This is a genomic window from Lentzea sp. NBRC 105346 (assembly GCF_030269605.1).
Classification (GTDB): domain Bacteria; phylum Actinomycetota; class Actinomycetes; order Mycobacteriales; family Pseudonocardiaceae; genus Lentzea.
Genome location: NZ_BSTQ01000008.1, coordinates 77,601 through 93,987, shown reverse-complemented (window position 1 = coordinate 93,987; position 16,387 = coordinate 77,601). Strand labels below are relative to the sequence as shown.

The window sequence follows — 16,387 nt, the reverse complement described above, 5'->3', positions numbered from 1 at the left end:
ATGATTCGAGTCGTGATCGCGGACGACCAGGCGTTGCTGCGCGGAAGCTTCCGCCTGCTCGTGGACAACGAGCCCGACATGACCGTGGTCGGCGAGGCGGACACGGGGCTGTCGGCGGTTTCCGTGGTGGACCGGGAGAAACCGGACGTCGTGCTGATGGACATCCGCATGCCGGAGCTCGACGGCATCGAGGCCACGCGCCGGCTGCCCGGCACGCGCGTGCTGATCCTGACGACGTTCGACCTCGACGAGTACGTCTACGGCGCGCTGCGCGCGGGCGCCAGCGGGTTCCTGCTGAAGGACACGCCCCCGGTCGAGCTCCTCAGCGCCATCCGGGTCGTCGCCGCCGGGGACGCGTTGCTGGCGCCGTCGGTCACGCGGCGGCTCATCGCCGAGTTCGCCCGGCAGCCGGAGCACAACGAACCGCGGGGGCTGGAACTGCTGACCACGCGCGAGCGCGAGGTGCTGACGTTGGTCGCGAAGGGCCTGTCCAACAACGAGATCATGGACACGCTGCACATCAGTCCAGGGACGGCGAAGACGCACATCGGCAACCTGCTCTCGAAGCTGCACGCGCGCGACCGCGCCCAGCTGGTGATCGCCGCCTACGAGTCCGGTCTCGTGCAGGCCCGGTGAGTACGACGAAGCCCCCGGCCGGGACCGGGGGCTTCGTGGCAGAGCACTTACAGGTACGTACCCGTGTTCGTGGCGGTGTCGATCGCCCGCCCCGACTCCTGGTTCTTCCCGGTGACGAGGGTGCGGATGTACACGATCCGCTCCCCCTTCTTGCCCGAGATGCGAGCCCAGTCGTCCGGGTTCGTGGTGTTCGGCAGGTCCTCGTTCTCCGCGAACTCGTCGACGATGGCGTCGAGCAGGTGCCGCACCGAGAGTCCCGGCTGCTTGGTGTCCAGCAGGGACTTGATGGCGGCCTTCTTCGCCCGGTCCACGATGTTCTGGATCATCGCGCCCGAGTTGAAGTCGCGGAAGTACAGGACTTCCTTGTCACCGTTGGCGTAGGTGACCTCGAGGAACCGGTTCTCCTCGGACTCCTCGTACATGCGCTCGACGGTGTGCTGCACCATGCCTTCGATGCACGCCTGCGGGTCCCCGCCGAACTCGGCGAGGTCGTCGGCGTGCAGCGGCAGCTCGGGCGTCAGGTACTTGTTGAAGATGTCCTTGGCGCCCTCGGCGTCCGGCCGCTCGATCTTGATCTTCACGTCCAGGCGGCCGGGCCGCAGGATCGCGGGGTCGATCATGTCCTCGCGGTTGGAGGCGCCGATGACGATGACGTTCTCGAGACCCTCGACACCGTCGATCTCCGAGAGGAGCTGCGGCACGATCGTCGTCTCGACGTCGGACGACACACCGGATCCGCGGGTGCGGAAGATCGAGTCCATCTCGTCGAAGAACACGATCACCGGGGTGCCCTCGGACGCCTTCTCGCGCGCCCGCTGGAAGATCAGCCGGATGTGCCGCTCGGTCTCGCCGACGAACTTGTTGAGCAGCTCCGGGCCCTTGATGTTGAGGAAGTACGACTTCGCCTGCTTGTCGGTCTCCCCGCGGGCCTCCTGCACCTTCTTGGCCAGCGAGTTCGCCACCGCCTTGGCGATGAGCGTCTTGCCGCAGCCGGGCGGGCCGTAGAGCAGGACGCCCTTCGGCGGCCGCAGCTGGTACTCGCGGAACAGGTCGGCGTGCAGGAACGGGAGCTCGACCGCGTCGCGGATCTGCTCGATCTGCCGGGAGAGGCCGCCGATGTCGTTGTAGTCGATGTCCGGCACCTCCTCCAGCACCAGGTCCTCGACCTCGGCCTTCGGCACCCGTTCGTAGGCGAAGCCCGCCTTGGTGTCGACGAGGAGCGAGTCGCCGGGCTTGAGCGGCGAGTCGAGCAGCGGCTGGGCGAGCCAGACCACTCTCTCCTCGTCGGCGTGCCCGACCACGAGCGCCCGTGCGATGGAGCCCTCGGGGGCTCCGTCGTCGGTGAGGACCTCGCGCAACGCGCAGACCTCACCGGAGCGCTCATAGCCGCCGCCTTCGACCACCGTGAGCGCCTCGTTGAGACGCACGGACTGGCCGAAGAAGAGGCTGTCGGCCTCCACCGCGGGGGAAACGGCGACGCGCATGCGGCGACCGGACGTGAACACGTCCACGGTCCCGTCGTCGAAGCGCGCCATGAAGACGCCGTACCCGCTGGGTGGCTGGGCCAGCCGGTCGACCTCCTCACGCAACGCGAGCAACTGGCTTCGTGCTTCGCGGAGGGTGTCTATGAGCTTCGTGTTGCGCTCGGTCAGCTGGCTGACGCGCTCCGACGCCTCAGCCAAACGCTGCTCCAGCAAGCGGACGTGTCGAGGTGATTCCGTCAGCTTGCGGCGCAGCAGCGCGATCTCGTCCTCGAGGAACCTGATCTGCGCCGTGAGCTCAGAATTGTTGCCCTGGTTCAGCTCGCCGCCCTCGTCGGGCTGGCTGCCGGGATGACCGTGCTGCATGTCGGCACCCTCCTCCCGTGTTCGTACCAGTTACGGTACCGGCGATCACCGACAAAATGGGCCACCCACAACATCATCTTCGGGCGTGTAACGCAACAATCCCCCCGCTCGGCGGGTGAACTGCTCCATCTCGGTGTCGAGGGCGTGGGCATACCCACTACGGTGCGTCCGGTAACTCGCGGCGCCGTGTCGATCTCGTAACACGCCCGCAACCTGCGGAAAGGCTGGGGAGATCGGATGTTCGGCCGGTGCGGGGACCGGGTTCCGCACGCAGCGCAACGGACGAACGTCCCGTTTTCCCGTGGTACAAGGCCACAACGTGCCCGTAGCCGCCGGATTCCCACAGAGTGGACCAAAGCCCGCCGAGCCGGCCGTCACCGACAGCGAGGACGAGCTGTCGGACGGGTCGCATCCCACTCGAACAGACAGGGCCAGTACGGTCAGCGACCGTGCGGCCAACCGGGTGGTTTTGGCCGCGCATCCGGCCCACCTCCCGGTGACCGCCCGTCGGAGACCCGAGGTTGGCCCAATCGTTATCACTGCCAGCACACCAAATCGGGGGAGATTCGATGACCTACCCGCCACAGCAGCCGGGGCCCTACGGCCAGCAGCCGCAGCCCGGTTACGGGCAGCAGCCCTATGGCCAGCCGCCCCAGCAGCCGGGGCCCTACGGTCAGCAGCCTTACGGTCAGCAGCCCGGCTACGGCCAGCAGCAGCCGCCGCAGGGGTATGGCCAGCCGCCCTACGGCTACGGCCCGCCGCCGAAGAAGACGAACACCGGTCTCGTCGTCGGTGTGATCATCGGCGTGCTGGTGCTGGTCGGTGGCGTCATCGGCGTCGTCGCCATGAACTCGGACGGCGGGTCCGGCAGCAGCGCGTCCGGCAACAGCGGCAGCACGAACACCAACTCCAACAGTTCCGGTGGCAGTGACGACGCCGACGCCAAGCAGGCCGCCGAGGAGTACTTCGCCGCGTCGGCGTCGCGGAACGAGAGCAAGGTCAAGTCGCTGACCTGCAAGGAGGTCTGGGACGAGTACGAGCAGGCCAAGCGCAACCTCACGCCGGAGCAGAAGGAGATGGCCGAGAAGGCCAAGACGCTTCCGGTGCCCCAGGTGACCGTGAAGAGCGCCTCGGTCTCCGGCGACACCGCGACCGTCGCGGTGACCCTGAAGTCGAGCTTCGGCGGCTCGGACCAGACGTTCGACACGGACTTCAAGTTCAAGAAGGTGTCGGGCGACTGGCAGTACTGCACCCGTGCGGCCGACATCAAGACGCCGGGGCTCCCGAAGTGATCTCATAGCGTGCGAGTGATCACCATGTCCGCACTGGGGGGAGCCCGATGACGTACCCGCCGCAGCAGCCCGGACCGTATGGGCAGCAACCCGGCCCCTACGGGCAGCAGCCTTACGGTCAGCAGCCACAGCCCGGCTATGGCCAGCCGCAGCCCGATCCGTACGCCGCCCAGCAGGGCCCGTACGGCCAGCCGCAGCCCGGTTTCCAGCAGCCCTTCGGCTACGGCGCCCCGCCGCCGAAGAAGAGCCGGACCGGCCTGATCATCGGCATCATCGTCGGCGTGCTCGTGCTCGTCGGCGGTGGCATCGCGGCCGTGTTCGTGTTCAAGGACGACAAGAACGACACCGCGTCGGCCACGAGCTCCAGCACCGGCAGCGCGCCGACGACCAGCAGCGGCAAGCCCACGACGAGCTCGAACAGCTCGAGCGGCAGCGACAGTGCCGCCAAGCAGGTGGCGCAGAAGTTCGCCGACACGTTCGTCGACGGCATCCACGCGGGCAAGATCGACCCCCAGGACTTCCGGGGCGTCGTGTGCGACTCGCTGATCAAGGGCGACGCCAGGACGGGCAAGCCGCAGACCGGCGTGAAGGCCGAGGTGCACGACGTGAAGACGTCGGGCGACAAGGGCACGTTCGGGATGAAGCTGTCCGGCGCGGTCGAGGACGACGGCAAGCCCAGGGCGGACAAGGACTCCGACTACAAGCTGGAGAAGCAGGGCGGCAAGTGGTACGTGTGCGGCGACGCGGCTGCCACCTCCACGGCCCCCTCGACGACGGCGTCACGCTGAACGCGAACGGCCCCGCCCGGCGAATTCCAGGGGTCGTTGCAACACAGGTGGTCAACTGGCTTCGGCCAGGAGCTTGGTCAAGCGCTCGGCTGGGGTGTCCCAGCCGAGCGTTTTGCGTGGGCGGCGGTTGAGCTGGGCGGCGACGGCGGCCAGCTCGTCGGGGGTGTGGACGGACAGGTCGCTGCCTTTGGGGAAGTACTGGCGTAGCAGGCCGTTGGTGTTCTCGTTGGAACCACGCTGCCAGGGGCTGTGGGGATCGCAGAAGTAGACGGGCATGCCGGTAGCGACGCTGAACTCGTGGTGGCGACCCATTTCCGAGCCTTGATCCCAGGTCAGGGACTGCCGCAGATGAGTGGGCAGGGTGGAGATCGTGTGGATGAGGCCGTCGCGGACGGTCTCGGCGTCATGACGTTCGGGCAGATGCACGAGCAGCACGTAGCGGGTGGCGCGTTCGACCAGGGTGCCGATTGCCGAGGTGCCGCCACCGCCGATGATCAGATCGCCTTCCCAGTGGCCGGGGACGGCGCGGTCCTCGGCCTCGGCGGGCCGTTCACTGATCATGATCATCGGGTGGGTGAACCGGGGCTGGCGCCGCTCTGGTGCACGGCGGGGCTTGCGGATGGTGCGGCCGGTGCGCAGCGCTCGTGCGAGCTCGCGGCGTAGTTCGCCGCGGCCTTGCAGGTAGAGAGTCTGGTAGATCGTCTCGTGGGTCACGTGCAGCTCCGGCCGGTCGGGATGGTCGCGGCGCAGCCGGCGGCTGATCTGCTCAGGGCTGCACCGGTCGTCCAGCATGCCCTGCACGAGATCGCGCAACTCGGGGCAGGCGGTGATCTTGCCGATCTTGGGCCGTGGGCGCCGCTGCTCGGCCCGGTCCTGGGCCGCGTGCGGCCGGTAGTCACCCGAGCCGGGATGAGAGTTGCGGGCGATCTCCCGGCTGATCGTGGACGGCGGGCGGCCCAGCTCGACCGCGATCGACCGTTGCGAGCGGCCCGCTCGCAGCCCATCGGCGATCACGATCCGCTCGTCGACCGTCAGGAACCGGCCCGAGGACGGCTCAGGCCGGGCGGGAGGCAGGTTCGCCTTCCGTCCGGCCTTGGCCTTACTTGCTCGTCCGTACCGCCACCGGTACCCGGTCCGCCGGTTGATCCCGACCACCCGGCACGCCTCGGCGGCGCCCACACCCTTCGCCACAAGATCAAGATATTGCCGGCGTTCCGCCACCAACTTCTTACGTCCCTGCGGCGACCGGTCCTCGCGGATCTCGAACACTGCAACCCCTGAACTCAGGTGTTGCAACGACCCCTAGAACCCAAGCCCGGCGTGGCGGGGCCGTTTCGTCAGGCGAACAAGCCCGGAATGCGGCAACGTGGCCCCATGACGTATCCCCCGCAACAGCCGCCACAGCAGCCGGGCCCGTACGGCCAGCCGCCTCAGCAGCCAGGGCCGTACGGTCAGCCGGGTCAAACGCCCCAACAGGGTCCCCCGGCCGGTACCGGCATGCCGGGCCAGTACGGGCAGCAGCCCCCGCCCGGATACGGACCACCGCCCGGTTACGGATACGGGGCGCCGCAACCGAAGAAGGGCAAGACCGGCCTCATCATCGGCATCATCGTCGGCGCGCTGGTCCTCGTCGGTGGCGGCATCGCGGCGTTCTTCCTGCTCACCGGAGGCGGTGCCCGTGGCGCCGCCGAGCAGTACGCGACGGCCGTCACGAACAAGGACGAGTCCAAGTACATGTCCATGCTGTGCCCGGAGATCAAGTCGCAGGTCGACAAGGCCCTCGAGCAGGCCAACAGCAACCCGCGCACCAAGGAACAGCTGGACAAGATCAAGCGGGAGAGCAAGACCACCGCGACGGTCAAGGACGTCCAGGACAACGGCGACTCGGCGCGCGTCACGTTCCACATCGAGGGCACCGTCGCCGACCAGCCGGTCAACCGCGACGTCACCTACACGTGGAAGAAGAACGGGTCCGACTGGCAGCTCTGCGACCCGTCCTACCTCTCCGGTACCGGCTGATCAGCCCTTGCCGTACTAACCCTTGCTGGGGCGGCGCTGCGGCTTGGGCGCCACGACGCCATCCGCGAGCTTGCGGGTGGTGAGCAGGAACGCCGTGTGCGCGATCATCCGGTGCTCCGGCCGCACCGCCAGTCCCACGACGTGCCACGGGCGCACGAGCGTCTCCCACGCGTGCGGCTCGGTCCAGCAGGTCTGCTCGCGCAGCGCCTCCGTGACCGTGGACAGCTGCGTCGTCGTGGCCACGTAGACCACCAGCACGCCGCCGGGGATGAGGTTCTTCGCGATGGTCGGCAGAACGTCCCACGGCGACAGCATGTCGAGGATGACCCGGTCGACCTCGCCCTGGTGGTTCTTGACGTCGTCGACCGTGATGGACCAGTTGCCCGGCCGTTCACCGAAGAACTGCTCGACGTTGCGGATCGCGTGGTCCGCGTGGTCCTGCCGCACCTCGTAGGAGGTGACGCTGCCCTTCTCCCCCACGGCCCGCAGCAGCGAGCACGACAGCGCACCCGACCCGGCACCGGCCTCCAGCACGCGCGCGCCGGGGAAGATGTCGCCGTACATGACGATCTGCGCGGCGTCCTTGGGGTAGATCACCTGCGCGCCGCGCGGCATGGACAGCACGTAGTCCGCCAGCAACGGCCGCAGGGCCAGGAACGACGTGCCGCCGACGGAGGCGACCACGGATCCCTCGGGCTGCCCGATCAACGCGTCGTGCGGGATCGCGCCGCGGTGCGTGTGGTACTCCTTGCCCGGCTCCAGAACCACGGTGTAGTGCCGGCCCTTCGGGTCGGTCAGCTGCACCCGATCGCCCGGCTGGAACGGGCCACTCACGCTGTTCACCGCGAAATCTTCGCAGATCAGCGCCGGGCTTCTTCAATGGCCCTCTTGAGGTCGTCGCGGTGCAGCACGCCGCTCGGCCGCCCCTCCAGGTCGACCACGAGGAACTGCCAGGCCGCCGTGCCCTGCACCCGTTCGACGATCTGCTCGCCGGGCTCGTTCTCCAGCAGCACGGTGTCCGGCCGGATCGGCTCCGCCGCGAGCTCGGCGGGCGCGAACGGCGAGTCGGCCGCGAGCCGTTGCGCGGCCTCGGTGTCCAGCAATCCGGCGGCCATGCCGTCCGCTCTGACCAGCACCACCCCACGCCCGGCGGACGTGCTCAGCGCGTCGCACACCGGGCTCTCCGCGGGCAGCTGCAGCACCGGCCGCATGAGGTCGGCGAGCCGCACGCCCGCCGGCCACGTCCGCCGCTGCTCGGCCGCCAGCTCGCCGCGCGCGCCCGCGAACACGAACCACGCGGTCAGCAGGCACACGCCGAACCGCAGCCAGCGGTCCTCACTGCCCTCCGCGAGCCCCATCAGCGCCCACAGCACCAGCGCGAACGCCACCAGCACGCCGCCGAACACCGCCGCGCGCGTGCCCGTGCCGCGTTGCCCGGTCGCGGCCCACACGCCGGCCCGCAGGATGCGCCCACCGTCCAGCGGCAGGCCCGGCAGCAGGTTGAACACGGCCACCGCGAGGTTCGCCGCCGCGATCTGGGCGACGAGCAGCCAGATGACGTTGTTCGGCTCCATCACCAGTGCGCCGGCCCCGAAGACCAGTGCGAGCCCGATCGACACCGCCGGGCCCGCGCCCGCCACGGCGCCTTCGTGGCCCGGAACGCCGGGGGTGCGCATCTCGGAGATGCCGCCGAGCAGGAACAGCCGCAGCCGGCGCACCGGGATGCCCAGGCGCATCGCGGCCAGGCAGTGGCCCAGCTCGTGGGCCAGGACGCTGAGCGCCAGGAAGATCGCGAAACTCACGGCCATCGCCAGGCCGATGAGTGGTGGGGTGCCGGGGGCCAGGTCGTCGACCAGTGGGGCGTAGAGGGCGATCACCACCAGGCTGCCCAGCCACCACGAGGGGGCGAGGAGGACGGGGACGCCGGCGGCGCGGAACAGCAGCAGACCGCCGTCCCGGTCGACCTGCCGCCGCCAACTGCCCGTCGTGGCCACCCGAACAGCCTAGGTGGGCGGGTGTAGGGCCGCAGTGATCTCGCCCCGCGAGGTCGCGTCGGTGTCTGGACCGAGTCATTTCGCGCGGCCCGGCGACCTCGCCGCCGCGCCGGAGGCGCGGCAATCGAACACTGTCAGACCCTTCCCCTAGCCTTCTCGGCATGGCGGAACCACTGCAGGCGGATCTTGCGACGCGGCCTCTTCGACGACCGGCCCTGTCGCCTTCCCGGGCCGGAGACTTCAAGCAATGCCCGCTGCTGTACCGGTTCCGCGCCGTCGACCGCCTGCCCGAGAAACCCACCCAGGCCCAGGTGCGCGGCACCGTGGTGCACGCGGTGCTCGAAGACCTCTTCACTCTGCCCGCGGCCGAACGGGTTCCCGACCGTGCCAAGGAACTCCTGGCCCCGGCGTGGGAACGGGTCCGTGCGGAACGGCCCGAGTTCGCCGACCTGTTCTCCGAGTCGGCGGAGGAACTGGAGTGGCTGCGCTCGGCGGAGTCCCTGCTGGACGGCTACTTCGGACTCGAGGACCCGCGCCGGCTGGAACCGGAGTCGCGTGAGCTGCTCGTCGAGTCGGAGCTGCCGAGCGGCGTGTTGCTGCGCGGGTACATCGACCGGGTGGACGTCGCGCCGACGGGTGAGATCCGGGTCGTCGACTACAAGACGGGCGCGGCGCCGCGTGAGGTCGGCGAGGCCAAGGCGCTGTTCCAGATGAAGTTCTACGCGCTGGTGCTGTGGCGGCTGCGCGGCGAGGTGCCCCGGCAGCTGCGGCTGATGTACCTCGCGGACCGGCAGGCGCTCGCGTACCAGCCGGACGAGGCGGAGCTGCGCCGGTTCGAGCGGACGCTGGAGGCGATCTGGGCGGCGATCATGCGCGCGGCGCCGACGGGTGACTTCCGGCCGAGCCCGAGCCGGTTGTGCGACTACTGCGACCACAAGGCGTTGTGTCCCGCGTTCGACGGCACTCCTCCGCCGTATCCGGGCTGGCCGGAGCCCGAGGAGGACGAGACGATCCTGGACCGGGCCGACTGATGCGCGCCTTCCGCCCCGCCTCCGGCACCACACCCCGGCCAGCCGGAGTGACGATCTTCGATGGGGCCGCGCGATGAACGCCTTCTTCGTTCCCCTTGGCGGCAGCCGTTACCGGTCGACCGAGCACACGATCGGCCCGTGGAACAACGAGAGTCAGCACCTGGGCCCGCCCTCGGCGTTGCTGGTGCGCGAGTTCGAGCGCACCGAACCGCGCGACGCGCACTTGGCGCGTGTGACGTTCGAGGTGCTGGGACCGGTGCCGGTCGCCGACCTCGAGGTGCAGGCGGCAGTCGAACGGCCGGGCCGCAGCGTCGAGCTCCTGACCGGCACGCTGAGCCACGAAGGCCGGCCGGTGATGACCGCGAAGGCGTGGCGGATCAGCGTCGGCGACACCGACGCGGTGCGGGGCGGGGCGTCGCCCGCGGTCGGGCCGCCTTCGGACGCGGAACCGATGCTGGTGCCCGAGGGGTGGTCGGGCGGCTACCTGGCGGCCATCGAGTGGCTGTCGCTGAGCGGGGGCATCTTCGCGCCCGGCGACGCGGTCGTGTGGGGCCGCCCGAAGGTCGAGACGGTCGAGGGAGACGAGTCGACGCCGTTGCAGAAGCTCTTCTCCATCGCGGACTCGGCGAGTGGCGTGTCCAGCCGGCTGGACATCCGCAAGTGGTTCGCGATCAACACCGATCTGTCCGTGCACCTGTTCCGCCAGCCCGAGGGTGAGTGGTTCGCTTTGGAGGCGAACACCGTCATCGGGCCGGACGGCGCCGGCGTCGCTTCCAGCGTGCTGCACGACCTCACGGGCCCGGTCGGCCGCACCGCACAGGCGTTGTTCGTCCGCGAAAGGGGTAACCGAGGCAGCTGATGAGATTCTCCGACCGCGCCGACGCAGGCCAGCGACTGGGCGAGCTGCTCGCCCGGCGGGCTTGGACGGACCCGGTCGTGCTGGGACTCCCCCGAGGCGGCGTCCCGGTGGCCCGCGCGGTCGCCGACGCGATCGGCGCCGAGCTGGACGTCGTCGTGGCCCGCAAGATCGGCGTGCCTGGGCACCCCGAGTACGGCGTCGGCGCCGTGACCGCCGACGGCGACCCGATCTACGACGACCGCGCCCTGCGCGCGCTCGGCCTCACGCGCGAAGGCCTGCGGCCCGTCTGCGAGCAGGAACGCGCCGAGGCGCGGCGGCGCATGGACCTCTACCGGGCCGACCGGCCGGCCCTGCGGCTCGCGGGGCGCGACGTGATCATCGTCGACGACGGGCTCGCCACCGGCGTCACCGCGCACGCGGCCGTGGAGTGGGTGCGGGGGCACGAGCCCGCGCGCATCGTGCTGGCCGTGCCGGTCGCGGCCGCGGACTCGATGACCGCGTTCACCGACGAGGTGGTGGCCGTCCACGCGCCGCACCACTTCGGGGCGGTCAGCCGCTGGTACGACAGCTTCGACCAGGTCGCCGACCGCGAGGTTCAGAGACTCCTGTAGTGCTCGACCGTCGGGAACGGGTCGTAGAAGTGGTGCAGCAGCTCCCGCCACTTCGGGTACAGCGGCCCCTGCCGGAACCCGACCGTGTGATCTTCGAGCGTCTCCCACCGCACCAGCAGCAGGTACCGGTTGGGCCGCTCCACGCATCGTTGCAGCTCGAGATCGACGAAACCCGGCGACGCGGAGATCAACTCCCTGGCCTCGGCGAAGGCCCGCTCGAAGTCGTCCTCGCGACCGGGGACGACGTCGAGCGGGGCGACTTCGAGGATCACAGGCGGCAGAACCTGATGTCCGACGCCAGCACGGCCTTCGCTCCCAGGGCGGCCAGCTCGTCCATCACCTGGTTGGCGTCCTTGCGCGGCACCATGGACCGCACGGCCACCCAGTCCTCGTGCGCGAGCGGCGCGACGGTGGGCGACTCGAGGCCGGGGGTCAGCGCGATGGCCTTCTCCAGCAGCGAGCGCGGGCAGTCGTAGTCGAGCATCAGGTACTGCTGCGCGAACACGACGCCCTGCAGGCGTGCCGTGAGCTGCTGCTTCGCCGCCGAGAGGTCGGACCCCCGCCGGTGCACGAGGACGGCCTCGGACTCGCAGATCGGCTCACCGAACGGCACCAGGTCGTGCTGGCGCAGCGTCCGGCCGGACCCGACGACGTCGGCGATCAGATCGGCCACGCCCAGCTGGATCGAGATCTCGACGGCTCCGTCGAGGCGGATCACCTTGGCGGTGATGCCGCGCCGGCGCAGGTCCTTGCCGACCAGCCTCGGGTAGGCCGTGGCGAGGCGCTTGCCCTCGAGGTCCTCGACCTTCCAGTCGGTCCCGCGCGGACCGGCGTAGCGGAACGTCGAGCCGCCGAACCCGAGCGCGAGGAGCTCCTCGACGGCGTCGCCGTTCTCGTCGGCGCCGGAGTCCTCGGCGAGGTCGCGGCCGGTGATGCCGAGGTCCAGGTCGCCGGACGCCACGTAGATCGCGATGTCCTTGGGGCGCAAGAAGAAGAACTCGACGTCGTTGGACGGGTCGAGCACCGTCAGGTCCCGCGGCTCGTGCCGCTGGCGGTAGCCGGCCTCGGTGAGCATGGCGGAGGCGCGTTCGGCGAGCGCACCCTTGTTCGGAACCGCTACGCGCAGCATCTTCCGGTCTCCAGTCACAGGTACTTGTAGACGTCGTCGAGGGTCAGCCCGCGGCCCAGCATCAACACCTGCAGCCGGTACAACAGCTGCGAGATCTCCTCGGCCAGCCGCTCGTCGCTCTCATGCTCCGCCGCGATCCACACCTCGCCGGCCTCCTCGAGCACCTTCTTGCCCTGCGCATGAACGCCGGCCTCGAGTGCTACAACGGTGCCTGATCCCTCTGGCTTGGTGCGGGCGCGTTCGCTGAGTTCGGCGAACAGCTCGTCGAAGGTCTTCACGGCTCCGCATCCTCCCATCCCCCGAACGGACGCTTGCAACGTGGGCACTGAGTTCCAACCCGTGGACGTCGAGCTGCTCAGGACCGCCGGCATCACACGGGTCGACAATGTCGAACGGGTGTCGGGCGGATACATCAACGACGTGCTGCGGGTGAACGGACGGGTGGTGCTGCGCCGATGGACCCGGCCCGGTGTGGCGAGCCTGGAGATCGCGGCGTTGCGGGAAGCTCGCGAGGACGGCGTCCCGGTGCCGGAAGTGCTTGCCGCGTCCGGAGATCGGGCCGTGCTGTCCTGGGTGGACGGTGTGCGCGCGGACACCGTTCGACATGGTCGAACGCTCGGCCGGACATTGGGCGAATTGGCGAACAGCGTGTGGGAACGGAAGCGTCCGAGCGCCGGTGAGTTGACATGGTCGAACGACGGTTGGCAGATCACGCCGTGGCCAGCGGACGGTTCGACAATGCTGAACGAGCTGCTCACCCAGGCGACCGACGCCCCGCCGGGATGGCGCGAGCTCGCCGCCGAACACGCGGTCGACCTGGAGACGGACCCGGTGCGCGTGCACGCCGACCTGAACCCGAAGAACGTCCTGCTCAAACCGGACGGAAGCGTCGCGGCGCTACTCGACTGGGAGTTCACGTTCGCCGGTCCGCGCGAGACGGACCTGGGCAACCTGTTGCGCTTCGAACACCGACATTGTCGAACGCCGTTCGAGATGGGCGTCCTCGAAGCGACCGGAGCCGACGAGGACGCCCTCGACCGCGGGAGACGGCTGGACCTGTTGAGCCTGGCGCAGTTCCTAGCGCCCCGCCCCGACAGTCTCGTCCGCCGCCGCGTCCGTGCCCTGGCGGCGCGGCAGGTCGCGGCGAACCGGATCTGACAGGACGCTCGCCGAGTTCTCCCGCCCGAACGGCGAGGCGAGCACCGAGTTGATGACGCTCAGCAGCGCGGCCATCCCGGCCGTCGACAGCGCGGTCACCCAAGGCGCGTCGAGCAGGCCGAGCCCGCCGGCGCTGAACATCGCGGCGAACGTCTGCAGGAAGGTGCGGATGGCACGCTCAGCGGTGTCTCGCCAGAACTCCTTGCTGGTCATGATGATCATCCCCCCGGATGATGGTGCATTGTTACTGGATGAGAGCGGCGGCAGAGCGCCCGAGATACACGGAGTAGCGAAAAGTGTCCGAATTCGGCGAGACCCTCGCGTCGTTGCGCAAGGTGCGCGGCATCAGCCCGTTCTTCGTGCTCGACGTCGGCCGCCCGGACGACTCCTGGCACCCCGGCACCGCTCTGCTCGAAGGCCCCCTCCTCGCCGAAACCATCGAGACGATCGCGCGGCGGTATCGCACGAACGAACCACGAGTGGCCGCGAGCCTGTTCTTCCTGAGCTACACCGCGCGCCTGCTGTGCCCGGTCACGGCGACGAACGCGCTCGACGGCATCACACCGGACATCCGGCCGGGCAACCTCTGGTGGCGCTACGACGGCAGCGGACTCTCCCTCCGCATCGACACACCGCAGCAGGGTCCGGAGCCCGCGGAAGCGCTCGCACCGATCATCGACGCGATCCGGAAGATCGTTCCGGTCGCACGTGGACTGCTGTGGGGCAACGCCGTGTCGGCGATCGCGGGCGCGTTGCGCACCATGGCGGTCACGAACACGATCAGCGCGGAAGAAGCCACAAAACGGGGTGAGCACGTACTCGAACAGGCACCGTGGAACGGAACCGGAGAGTTCATCGCGTTTCCCGGTGAGGTGGCGTTCCGGCGCCGCAGCTGTTGTCTGTACTACCGCCTCGAGGGCGGCGGGACCTGCGGCGACTGTCCACTGACGAAGTGATCAACGCGACAACTCTTATGGCCGGTTGTGCATTCCCGGCGAAAACCCGTACGGTTCGGGCGCCGCAGTGACGGGAAGCCGGTGAAAATCCGGCGCGGTCCTCGCCACTGTGACCGGGGAGCCAACCCCGCCGAGCACGTCACTGGCCGAAGGGCTGGGAAGACGCGGGGGCGGTGTCGATCCGGGAGTCAGGAGACCGGCTGCGGCGCTGAACAGTTGACCTTCCACGAGGTATGGAGGAGCCCGTCATGACGAGCCCCGCTGCCCATCTGTCCGCCGTCCAGGTACCGAAGTGGGCGTTCGCCGTCGCACTGCTCGGTCTTCTGGTCACCTACCTGGTGCTGCAGGAGAACGGACTCGCGCTCGGCGCCTCATCCGAACTGCTGCACGAGTTCTTCCACGACGGCCGGCACGCGCTCGGCGTTCCCTGCCACTGATCCCGGGGCCCGCATGACAACCACATACAGGTCTCTGGCGCTGCGCGGGGTCGCGGCCGGAGGGATCTCCGGGCTCGCCGCGGGCCTGGTCGGTCTCCTCCTGGTCGAGATCCCGATCCGCGCGGCGCTGGCCGTCGAGGAGTCCCGCCAGCACACCGGTGGTGGCGAGCACTCCCATGAGGAAGCACTGGTCAGCCGGCCGCTGCAGCTGGTCGGCGGCGTGCTCGCACCGGTGATCGTCGGCCTCGCGATCGGCCTGGTGTTCGCCACCGCGTACGCCATGGCGAACCGCTGGTTCGTGGATCGAACGCCGTTCAGCCGCAGCCTCTCGCTGGGCGTCGCGGTGTTCGGGGCGGCCGCGCTGCTGCCGTTCCTCAAGTACCCGCCCAACCCGCCCGCGGTCGGCGACCCGGACACGGTCGACTTCCGCACGGTCCTCTACCTCGGCGTGATCGCCGCGGGTCTGGTGATCGTCTACGGGGCGAGCCGGCTCGCGGCACGGCTGCAGCACCTCGCCGCACCGGTCCGCACCACGGCAGTGCTGCTCGCGGTCGTGGCCGCGACGGCGATCGTGCTGCTGGTGTTCCCGGCGTCCCCGGACGCGATTCCGGCGGACATGCCGACCGCGGTGCTGTGGCAGTTCCGGCTCTCGTCGCTGGCCGAGACGGCCACGATGTACGTGGGCCTCGGGCTGGTGTTCGGCCTCCTGGTCGACCCGGCCGTCCGGAAGCTAAAGACGACCGTCTAGCAGCGAAGCGAGCGTCGCGAGTTCCAGACCGACCAGCGAGTCGCGGAACACGCGGCGCTCGCCTTCGTCCACGGGCACGTCACACGGCACCACCAGCACCGTGCACCCGGCCGCGACCGCGGAACGCACGCCCGTCGGAGAGTCTTCGATCGCCACTGTCGAACGCGGTTCGACATTGAGCAACCGCGCGGCCTTCAGATACGGCTCCGGCAGCGGCTTGTTCAGCCCGTCGACCTCGTCACCGCACACCGTCGCATCGAACAGCTCACGCCCGATCGTGTCGAGGCAGATCTCGGTCAGCCCGCGGTCGGTCGACGTCACGAGCGCCATCGGCACGCCGGACGCGCGCACGGTCCGCAACGCCTCCTGGGCGCCCGGCCGCCACACCAGCCCGGACCGGAACACCTCCTCCGTGCGCCGCAGGATCCACGCGGCGCCGTCCGCCAGGTCGTCCGCGGTCGGCGTGATGCCGACCTCGCCGAACAGCAGCGACATCGTCGTGGGCACGTTCGTGCCGACCATCTTCTGCCGGGTCGCCAGCGACAGCCGGCCGCCGAGCTTCTCGGCGTACTCGTAGAGCGGGATGTCCCACAGCTTCTCCGAGTCCAGCAGCGTTCCGTCCATGTCCCACAGGACGGCGGCAGGACGAACCACGGACACACTCCCCAAGTCACGACACGCTCAATCGGGCGTCCCCCGGCGAAGGGGGTCCCCCTTGATTCCATTCTCCCAGACAGCACCGACAATTCCGGCCGGCGAGCGCCAGGTCACACGTCGGGCGAGCGCCAGGTCACACGTCGGGCGAGCGCCAGGTCACACGTCGGGCGAGCGCCAGGTCACACGTCGGGCGAGCGCCAGGTCACACGTCGGGCGAGCGCCAGG

General features: G+C 69.6%; 20 protein-coding genes and 1 riboswitch. Of the genes, 11 read left to right on the top strand and 9 right to left on the bottom strand.

Annotated elements, in window-relative coordinates:
• Entirely contained in the window at positions 1–636 is a 636-nt protein-coding gene (locus tag QSK35_RS18670; protein WP_285747791.1) for a response regulator, read from the top strand.
• 47 nt (positions 637–683) lie between these two features.
• Here the strand turns inward: QSK35_RS18670 and arc are convergent, their stop codons facing one another.
• Complete coding sequence (gene arc, locus QSK35_RS18665) at positions 684–2,483, bottom strand: proteasome ATPase (protein ID WP_285747789.1); 1,800 nt, start codon at positions 2,481–2,483, stop codon at positions 684–686.
• Positions 2,484–3,052: 569 nt separating this feature from the next.
• Between arc and QSK35_RS18660 the strand changes: the two genes are divergently transcribed.
• Positions 3,053–3,775, top strand: coding sequence for an Rv0361 family membrane protein (locus QSK35_RS18660; protein WP_285747788.1), 723 nt, complete (start codon positions 3,053–3,055; stop codon positions 3,773–3,775).
• A 47-nt stretch (positions 3,776–3,822) separates the two neighbouring features.
• Complete coding sequence (locus QSK35_RS18655; RefSeq protein ID WP_285747785.1) at positions 3,823–4,563, top strand: hypothetical protein; 741 nt, start codon at positions 3,823–3,825, stop codon at positions 4,561–4,563.
• A 51-nt stretch (positions 4,564–4,614) separates the two neighbouring features.
• Here QSK35_RS18655 and QSK35_RS18650 read toward each other — a convergent pair whose 3' ends face one another.
• Positions 4,615–5,742, bottom strand: coding sequence for an IS30 family transposase (locus tag QSK35_RS18650; RefSeq protein WP_502881687.1), 1,128 nt, complete (start codon positions 5,740–5,742; stop codon positions 4,615–4,617).
• Between the two features lie 195 nt (positions 5,743–5,937).
• On the opposite strand from QSK35_RS18650, the gene QSK35_RS18645 reads away from it, so the two are divergent.
• The gene (locus tag QSK35_RS18645) at positions 5,938–6,582 is read left to right on the top strand and encodes an Rv0361 family membrane protein (RefSeq protein WP_285747783.1); all 645 of its coding nucleotides are present in this window, start codon (positions 5,938–5,940) and stop codon (positions 6,580–6,582) included.
• A 15-nt stretch (positions 6,583–6,597) separates the two neighbouring features.
• Here the strand turns inward: QSK35_RS18645 and QSK35_RS18640 are convergent, their stop codons facing one another.
• Positions 6,598–7,425 (bottom strand): tRNA (adenine-N1)-methyltransferase, encoded by an 828-nt coding sequence (locus QSK35_RS18640; protein WP_285747781.1) that lies wholly within the window; start codon positions 7,423–7,425, stop codon positions 6,598–6,600.
• Positions 7,426–7,442: 17 nt separating this feature from the next.
• Positions 7,443–8,576: a site-2 protease family protein gene (locus QSK35_RS18635; RefSeq protein WP_285747779.1), complete on the bottom strand. Its 1,134-nt coding sequence runs from the start codon at positions 8,574–8,576 to the stop codon at positions 7,443–7,445.
• Between the two features lie 161 nt (positions 8,577–8,737).
• Here QSK35_RS18635 and QSK35_RS18630 point away from each other — a divergent pair, with 161 nt between their 5' ends.
• The 3 genes from QSK35_RS18630 (at position 8,738) to QSK35_RS18620 (ending at position 11,077) form a co-directional block, all read left to right on the top strand.
• Positions 8,738–9,607, top strand: coding sequence for a RecB family exonuclease (locus tag QSK35_RS18630; RefSeq protein ID WP_285747777.1), 870 nt, complete (start codon positions 8,738–8,740; stop codon positions 9,605–9,607).
• A gap of 73 nt (positions 9,608–9,680) precedes the next feature.
• The gene (locus QSK35_RS18625) at positions 9,681–10,466 is read left to right on the top strand and encodes a thioesterase family protein (RefSeq protein ID WP_285747775.1); all 786 of its coding nucleotides are present in this window, start codon (positions 9,681–9,683) and stop codon (positions 10,464–10,466) included.
• Positions 10,466–11,077 (top strand): phosphoribosyltransferase, encoded by a 612-nt coding sequence (locus QSK35_RS18620; protein WP_285747773.1) that lies wholly within the window; start codon positions 10,466–10,468, stop codon positions 11,075–11,077. The genes QSK35_RS18625 and QSK35_RS18620 overlap by 1 nt, the downstream gene beginning before the upstream one ends.
• Here the strand turns inward: QSK35_RS18620 and QSK35_RS18615 are convergent.
• From QSK35_RS18615 to QSK35_RS18605, 3 genes are read right to left on the bottom strand one after another with little or no spacing between them, the layout of a single operon-like run.
• Complete coding sequence (locus tag QSK35_RS18615) at positions 11,062–11,349, bottom strand: antibiotic biosynthesis monooxygenase family protein (RefSeq protein ID WP_285747771.1); 288 nt, start codon at positions 11,347–11,349, stop codon at positions 11,062–11,064. The two genes, QSK35_RS18620 and QSK35_RS18615, sit on opposite strands and share 16 nt — an antisense overlap.
• The gene (gene hisG, locus QSK35_RS18610) at positions 11,346–12,206 is read right to left on the bottom strand and encodes an ATP phosphoribosyltransferase (protein ID WP_285747768.1); all 861 of its coding nucleotides are present in this window, start codon (positions 12,204–12,206) and stop codon (positions 11,346–11,348) included. The genes QSK35_RS18615 and hisG overlap by 4 nt, the downstream gene beginning before the upstream one ends.
• A gap of 14 nt (positions 12,207–12,220) precedes the next feature.
• On the bottom strand, positions 12,221–12,484 hold the full coding sequence (locus tag QSK35_RS18605) for a phosphoribosyl-ATP diphosphatase (RefSeq protein WP_285747766.1): 264 nt from the start codon (positions 12,482–12,484) through the stop codon (positions 12,221–12,223).
• Positions 12,485–12,524: 40 nt separating this feature from the next.
• Here QSK35_RS18605 and QSK35_RS18600 point away from each other — a divergent pair, with 40 nt between their 5' ends.
• Positions 12,525–13,364, top strand: a complete 840-nt coding sequence (locus QSK35_RS18600; protein WP_285747765.1) for a phosphotransferase — start codon at positions 12,525–12,527, stop codon at positions 13,362–13,364.
• Here the strand turns inward: QSK35_RS18600 and QSK35_RS18595 are convergent.
• Positions 13,284–13,577, bottom strand: a complete 294-nt coding sequence (locus tag QSK35_RS18595) for a holin (protein WP_285747764.1) — start codon at positions 13,575–13,577, stop codon at positions 13,284–13,286. The two genes, QSK35_RS18600 and QSK35_RS18595, sit on opposite strands and share 81 nt — an antisense overlap.
• Before the next feature lie 83 nt (positions 13,578–13,660).
• Here QSK35_RS18595 and QSK35_RS18590 point away from each other — a divergent pair, with 83 nt between their 5' ends.
• The 3 genes from QSK35_RS18590 to QSK35_RS18580 all read left to right on the top strand — a co-directional run bounded on the left by QSK35_RS18590 (position 13,661) and on the right by QSK35_RS18580 (position 15,505).
• Positions 13,661–14,320 (top strand): (2Fe-2S)-binding protein, encoded by a 660-nt coding sequence (locus QSK35_RS18590; RefSeq protein ID WP_285747763.1) that lies wholly within the window; start codon positions 13,661–13,663, stop codon positions 14,318–14,320.
• Positions 14,321–14,368: 48 nt separating this feature from the next.
• A riboswitch (cobalamin riboswitch) is annotated at positions 14,369–14,539 on the top strand.
• A 29-nt stretch (positions 14,540–14,568) separates the two neighbouring features.
• On the top strand, positions 14,569–14,757 hold the full coding sequence (locus tag QSK35_RS18585) for a CbtB domain-containing protein (RefSeq protein WP_285747761.1): 189 nt from the start codon (positions 14,569–14,571) through the stop codon (positions 14,755–14,757).
• Positions 14,758–14,770: 13 nt separating this feature from the next.
• Positions 14,771–15,505, top strand: a complete 735-nt coding sequence (locus QSK35_RS18580; protein ID WP_285747759.1) for a CbtA family protein — start codon at positions 14,771–14,773, stop codon at positions 15,503–15,505.
• Here QSK35_RS18580 and QSK35_RS18575 read toward each other — a convergent pair.
• Positions 15,488–16,129, bottom strand: a complete 642-nt coding sequence (locus QSK35_RS18575) for an HAD family hydrolase (protein WP_502881686.1) — start codon at positions 16,127–16,129, stop codon at positions 15,488–15,490. The two genes, QSK35_RS18580 and QSK35_RS18575, sit on opposite strands and share 18 nt — an antisense overlap.
• Positions 16,130–16,387 lie beyond the last annotated feature (258 nt).

What these genes read in the sequence shown, in the direction of transcription:
- hisG (WP_285747768.1), bottom strand. Translation starts at nt 12,206, where the DNA reads ATGCTGCGCGTAGCGGTTCCGAACAAGGGTGCGCTCGCCGAACGCGCC.
- QSK35_RS18655 (WP_285747785.1), top strand. Translation starts at nt 3,823, where the DNA reads ATGACGTACCCGCCGCAGCAGCCCGGACCGTATGGGCAGCAACCCGGC.
- QSK35_RS18580 (WP_285747759.1), top strand. Translation starts at nt 14,771, where the DNA reads ATGACAACCACATACAGGTCTCTGGCGCTGCGCGGGGTCGCGGCCGGA.
- QSK35_RS18625 (WP_285747775.1), top strand. Translation starts at nt 9,681, where the DNA reads ATGAACGCCTTCTTCGTTCCCCTTGGCGGCAGCCGTTACCGGTCGACC.
- QSK35_RS18585 (WP_285747761.1), top strand. Translation starts at nt 14,569, where the DNA reads ATGACGAGCCCCGCTGCCCATCTGTCCGCCGTCCAGGTACCGAAGTGG.
- QSK35_RS18670 (WP_285747791.1), top strand. Translation starts at nt 1, where the DNA reads ATGATTCGAGTCGTGATCGCGGACGACCAGGCGTTGCTGCGCGGAAGC.
- QSK35_RS18595 (WP_285747764.1), bottom strand. Translation starts at nt 13,577, where the DNA reads ATGACCAGCAAGGAGTTCTGGCGAGACACCGCTGAGCGTGCCATCCGC.
- QSK35_RS18620 (WP_285747773.1), top strand. Translation starts at nt 10,466, where the DNA reads ATGAGATTCTCCGACCGCGCCGACGCAGGCCAGCGACTGGGCGAGCTG.
- QSK35_RS18575 (WP_502881686.1), bottom strand. Translation starts at nt 16,129, where the DNA reads ATGGACGGAACGCTGCTGGACTCGGAGAAGCTGTGGGACATCCCGCTC.
- QSK35_RS18645 (WP_285747783.1), top strand. Translation starts at nt 5,938, where the DNA reads ATGACGTATCCCCCGCAACAGCCGCCACAGCAGCCGGGCCCGTACGGC.
- QSK35_RS18660 (WP_285747788.1), top strand. Translation starts at nt 3,053, where the DNA reads ATGACCTACCCGCCACAGCAGCCGGGGCCCTACGGCCAGCAGCCGCAG.
- QSK35_RS18630 (WP_285747777.1), top strand. Translation starts at nt 8,738, where the DNA reads ATGGCGGAACCACTGCAGGCGGATCTTGCGACGCGGCCTCTTCGACGA.
- arc (WP_285747789.1), bottom strand. Translation starts at nt 2,483, where the DNA reads ATGCAGCACGGTCATCCCGGCAGCCAGCCCGACGAGGGCGGCGAGCTG.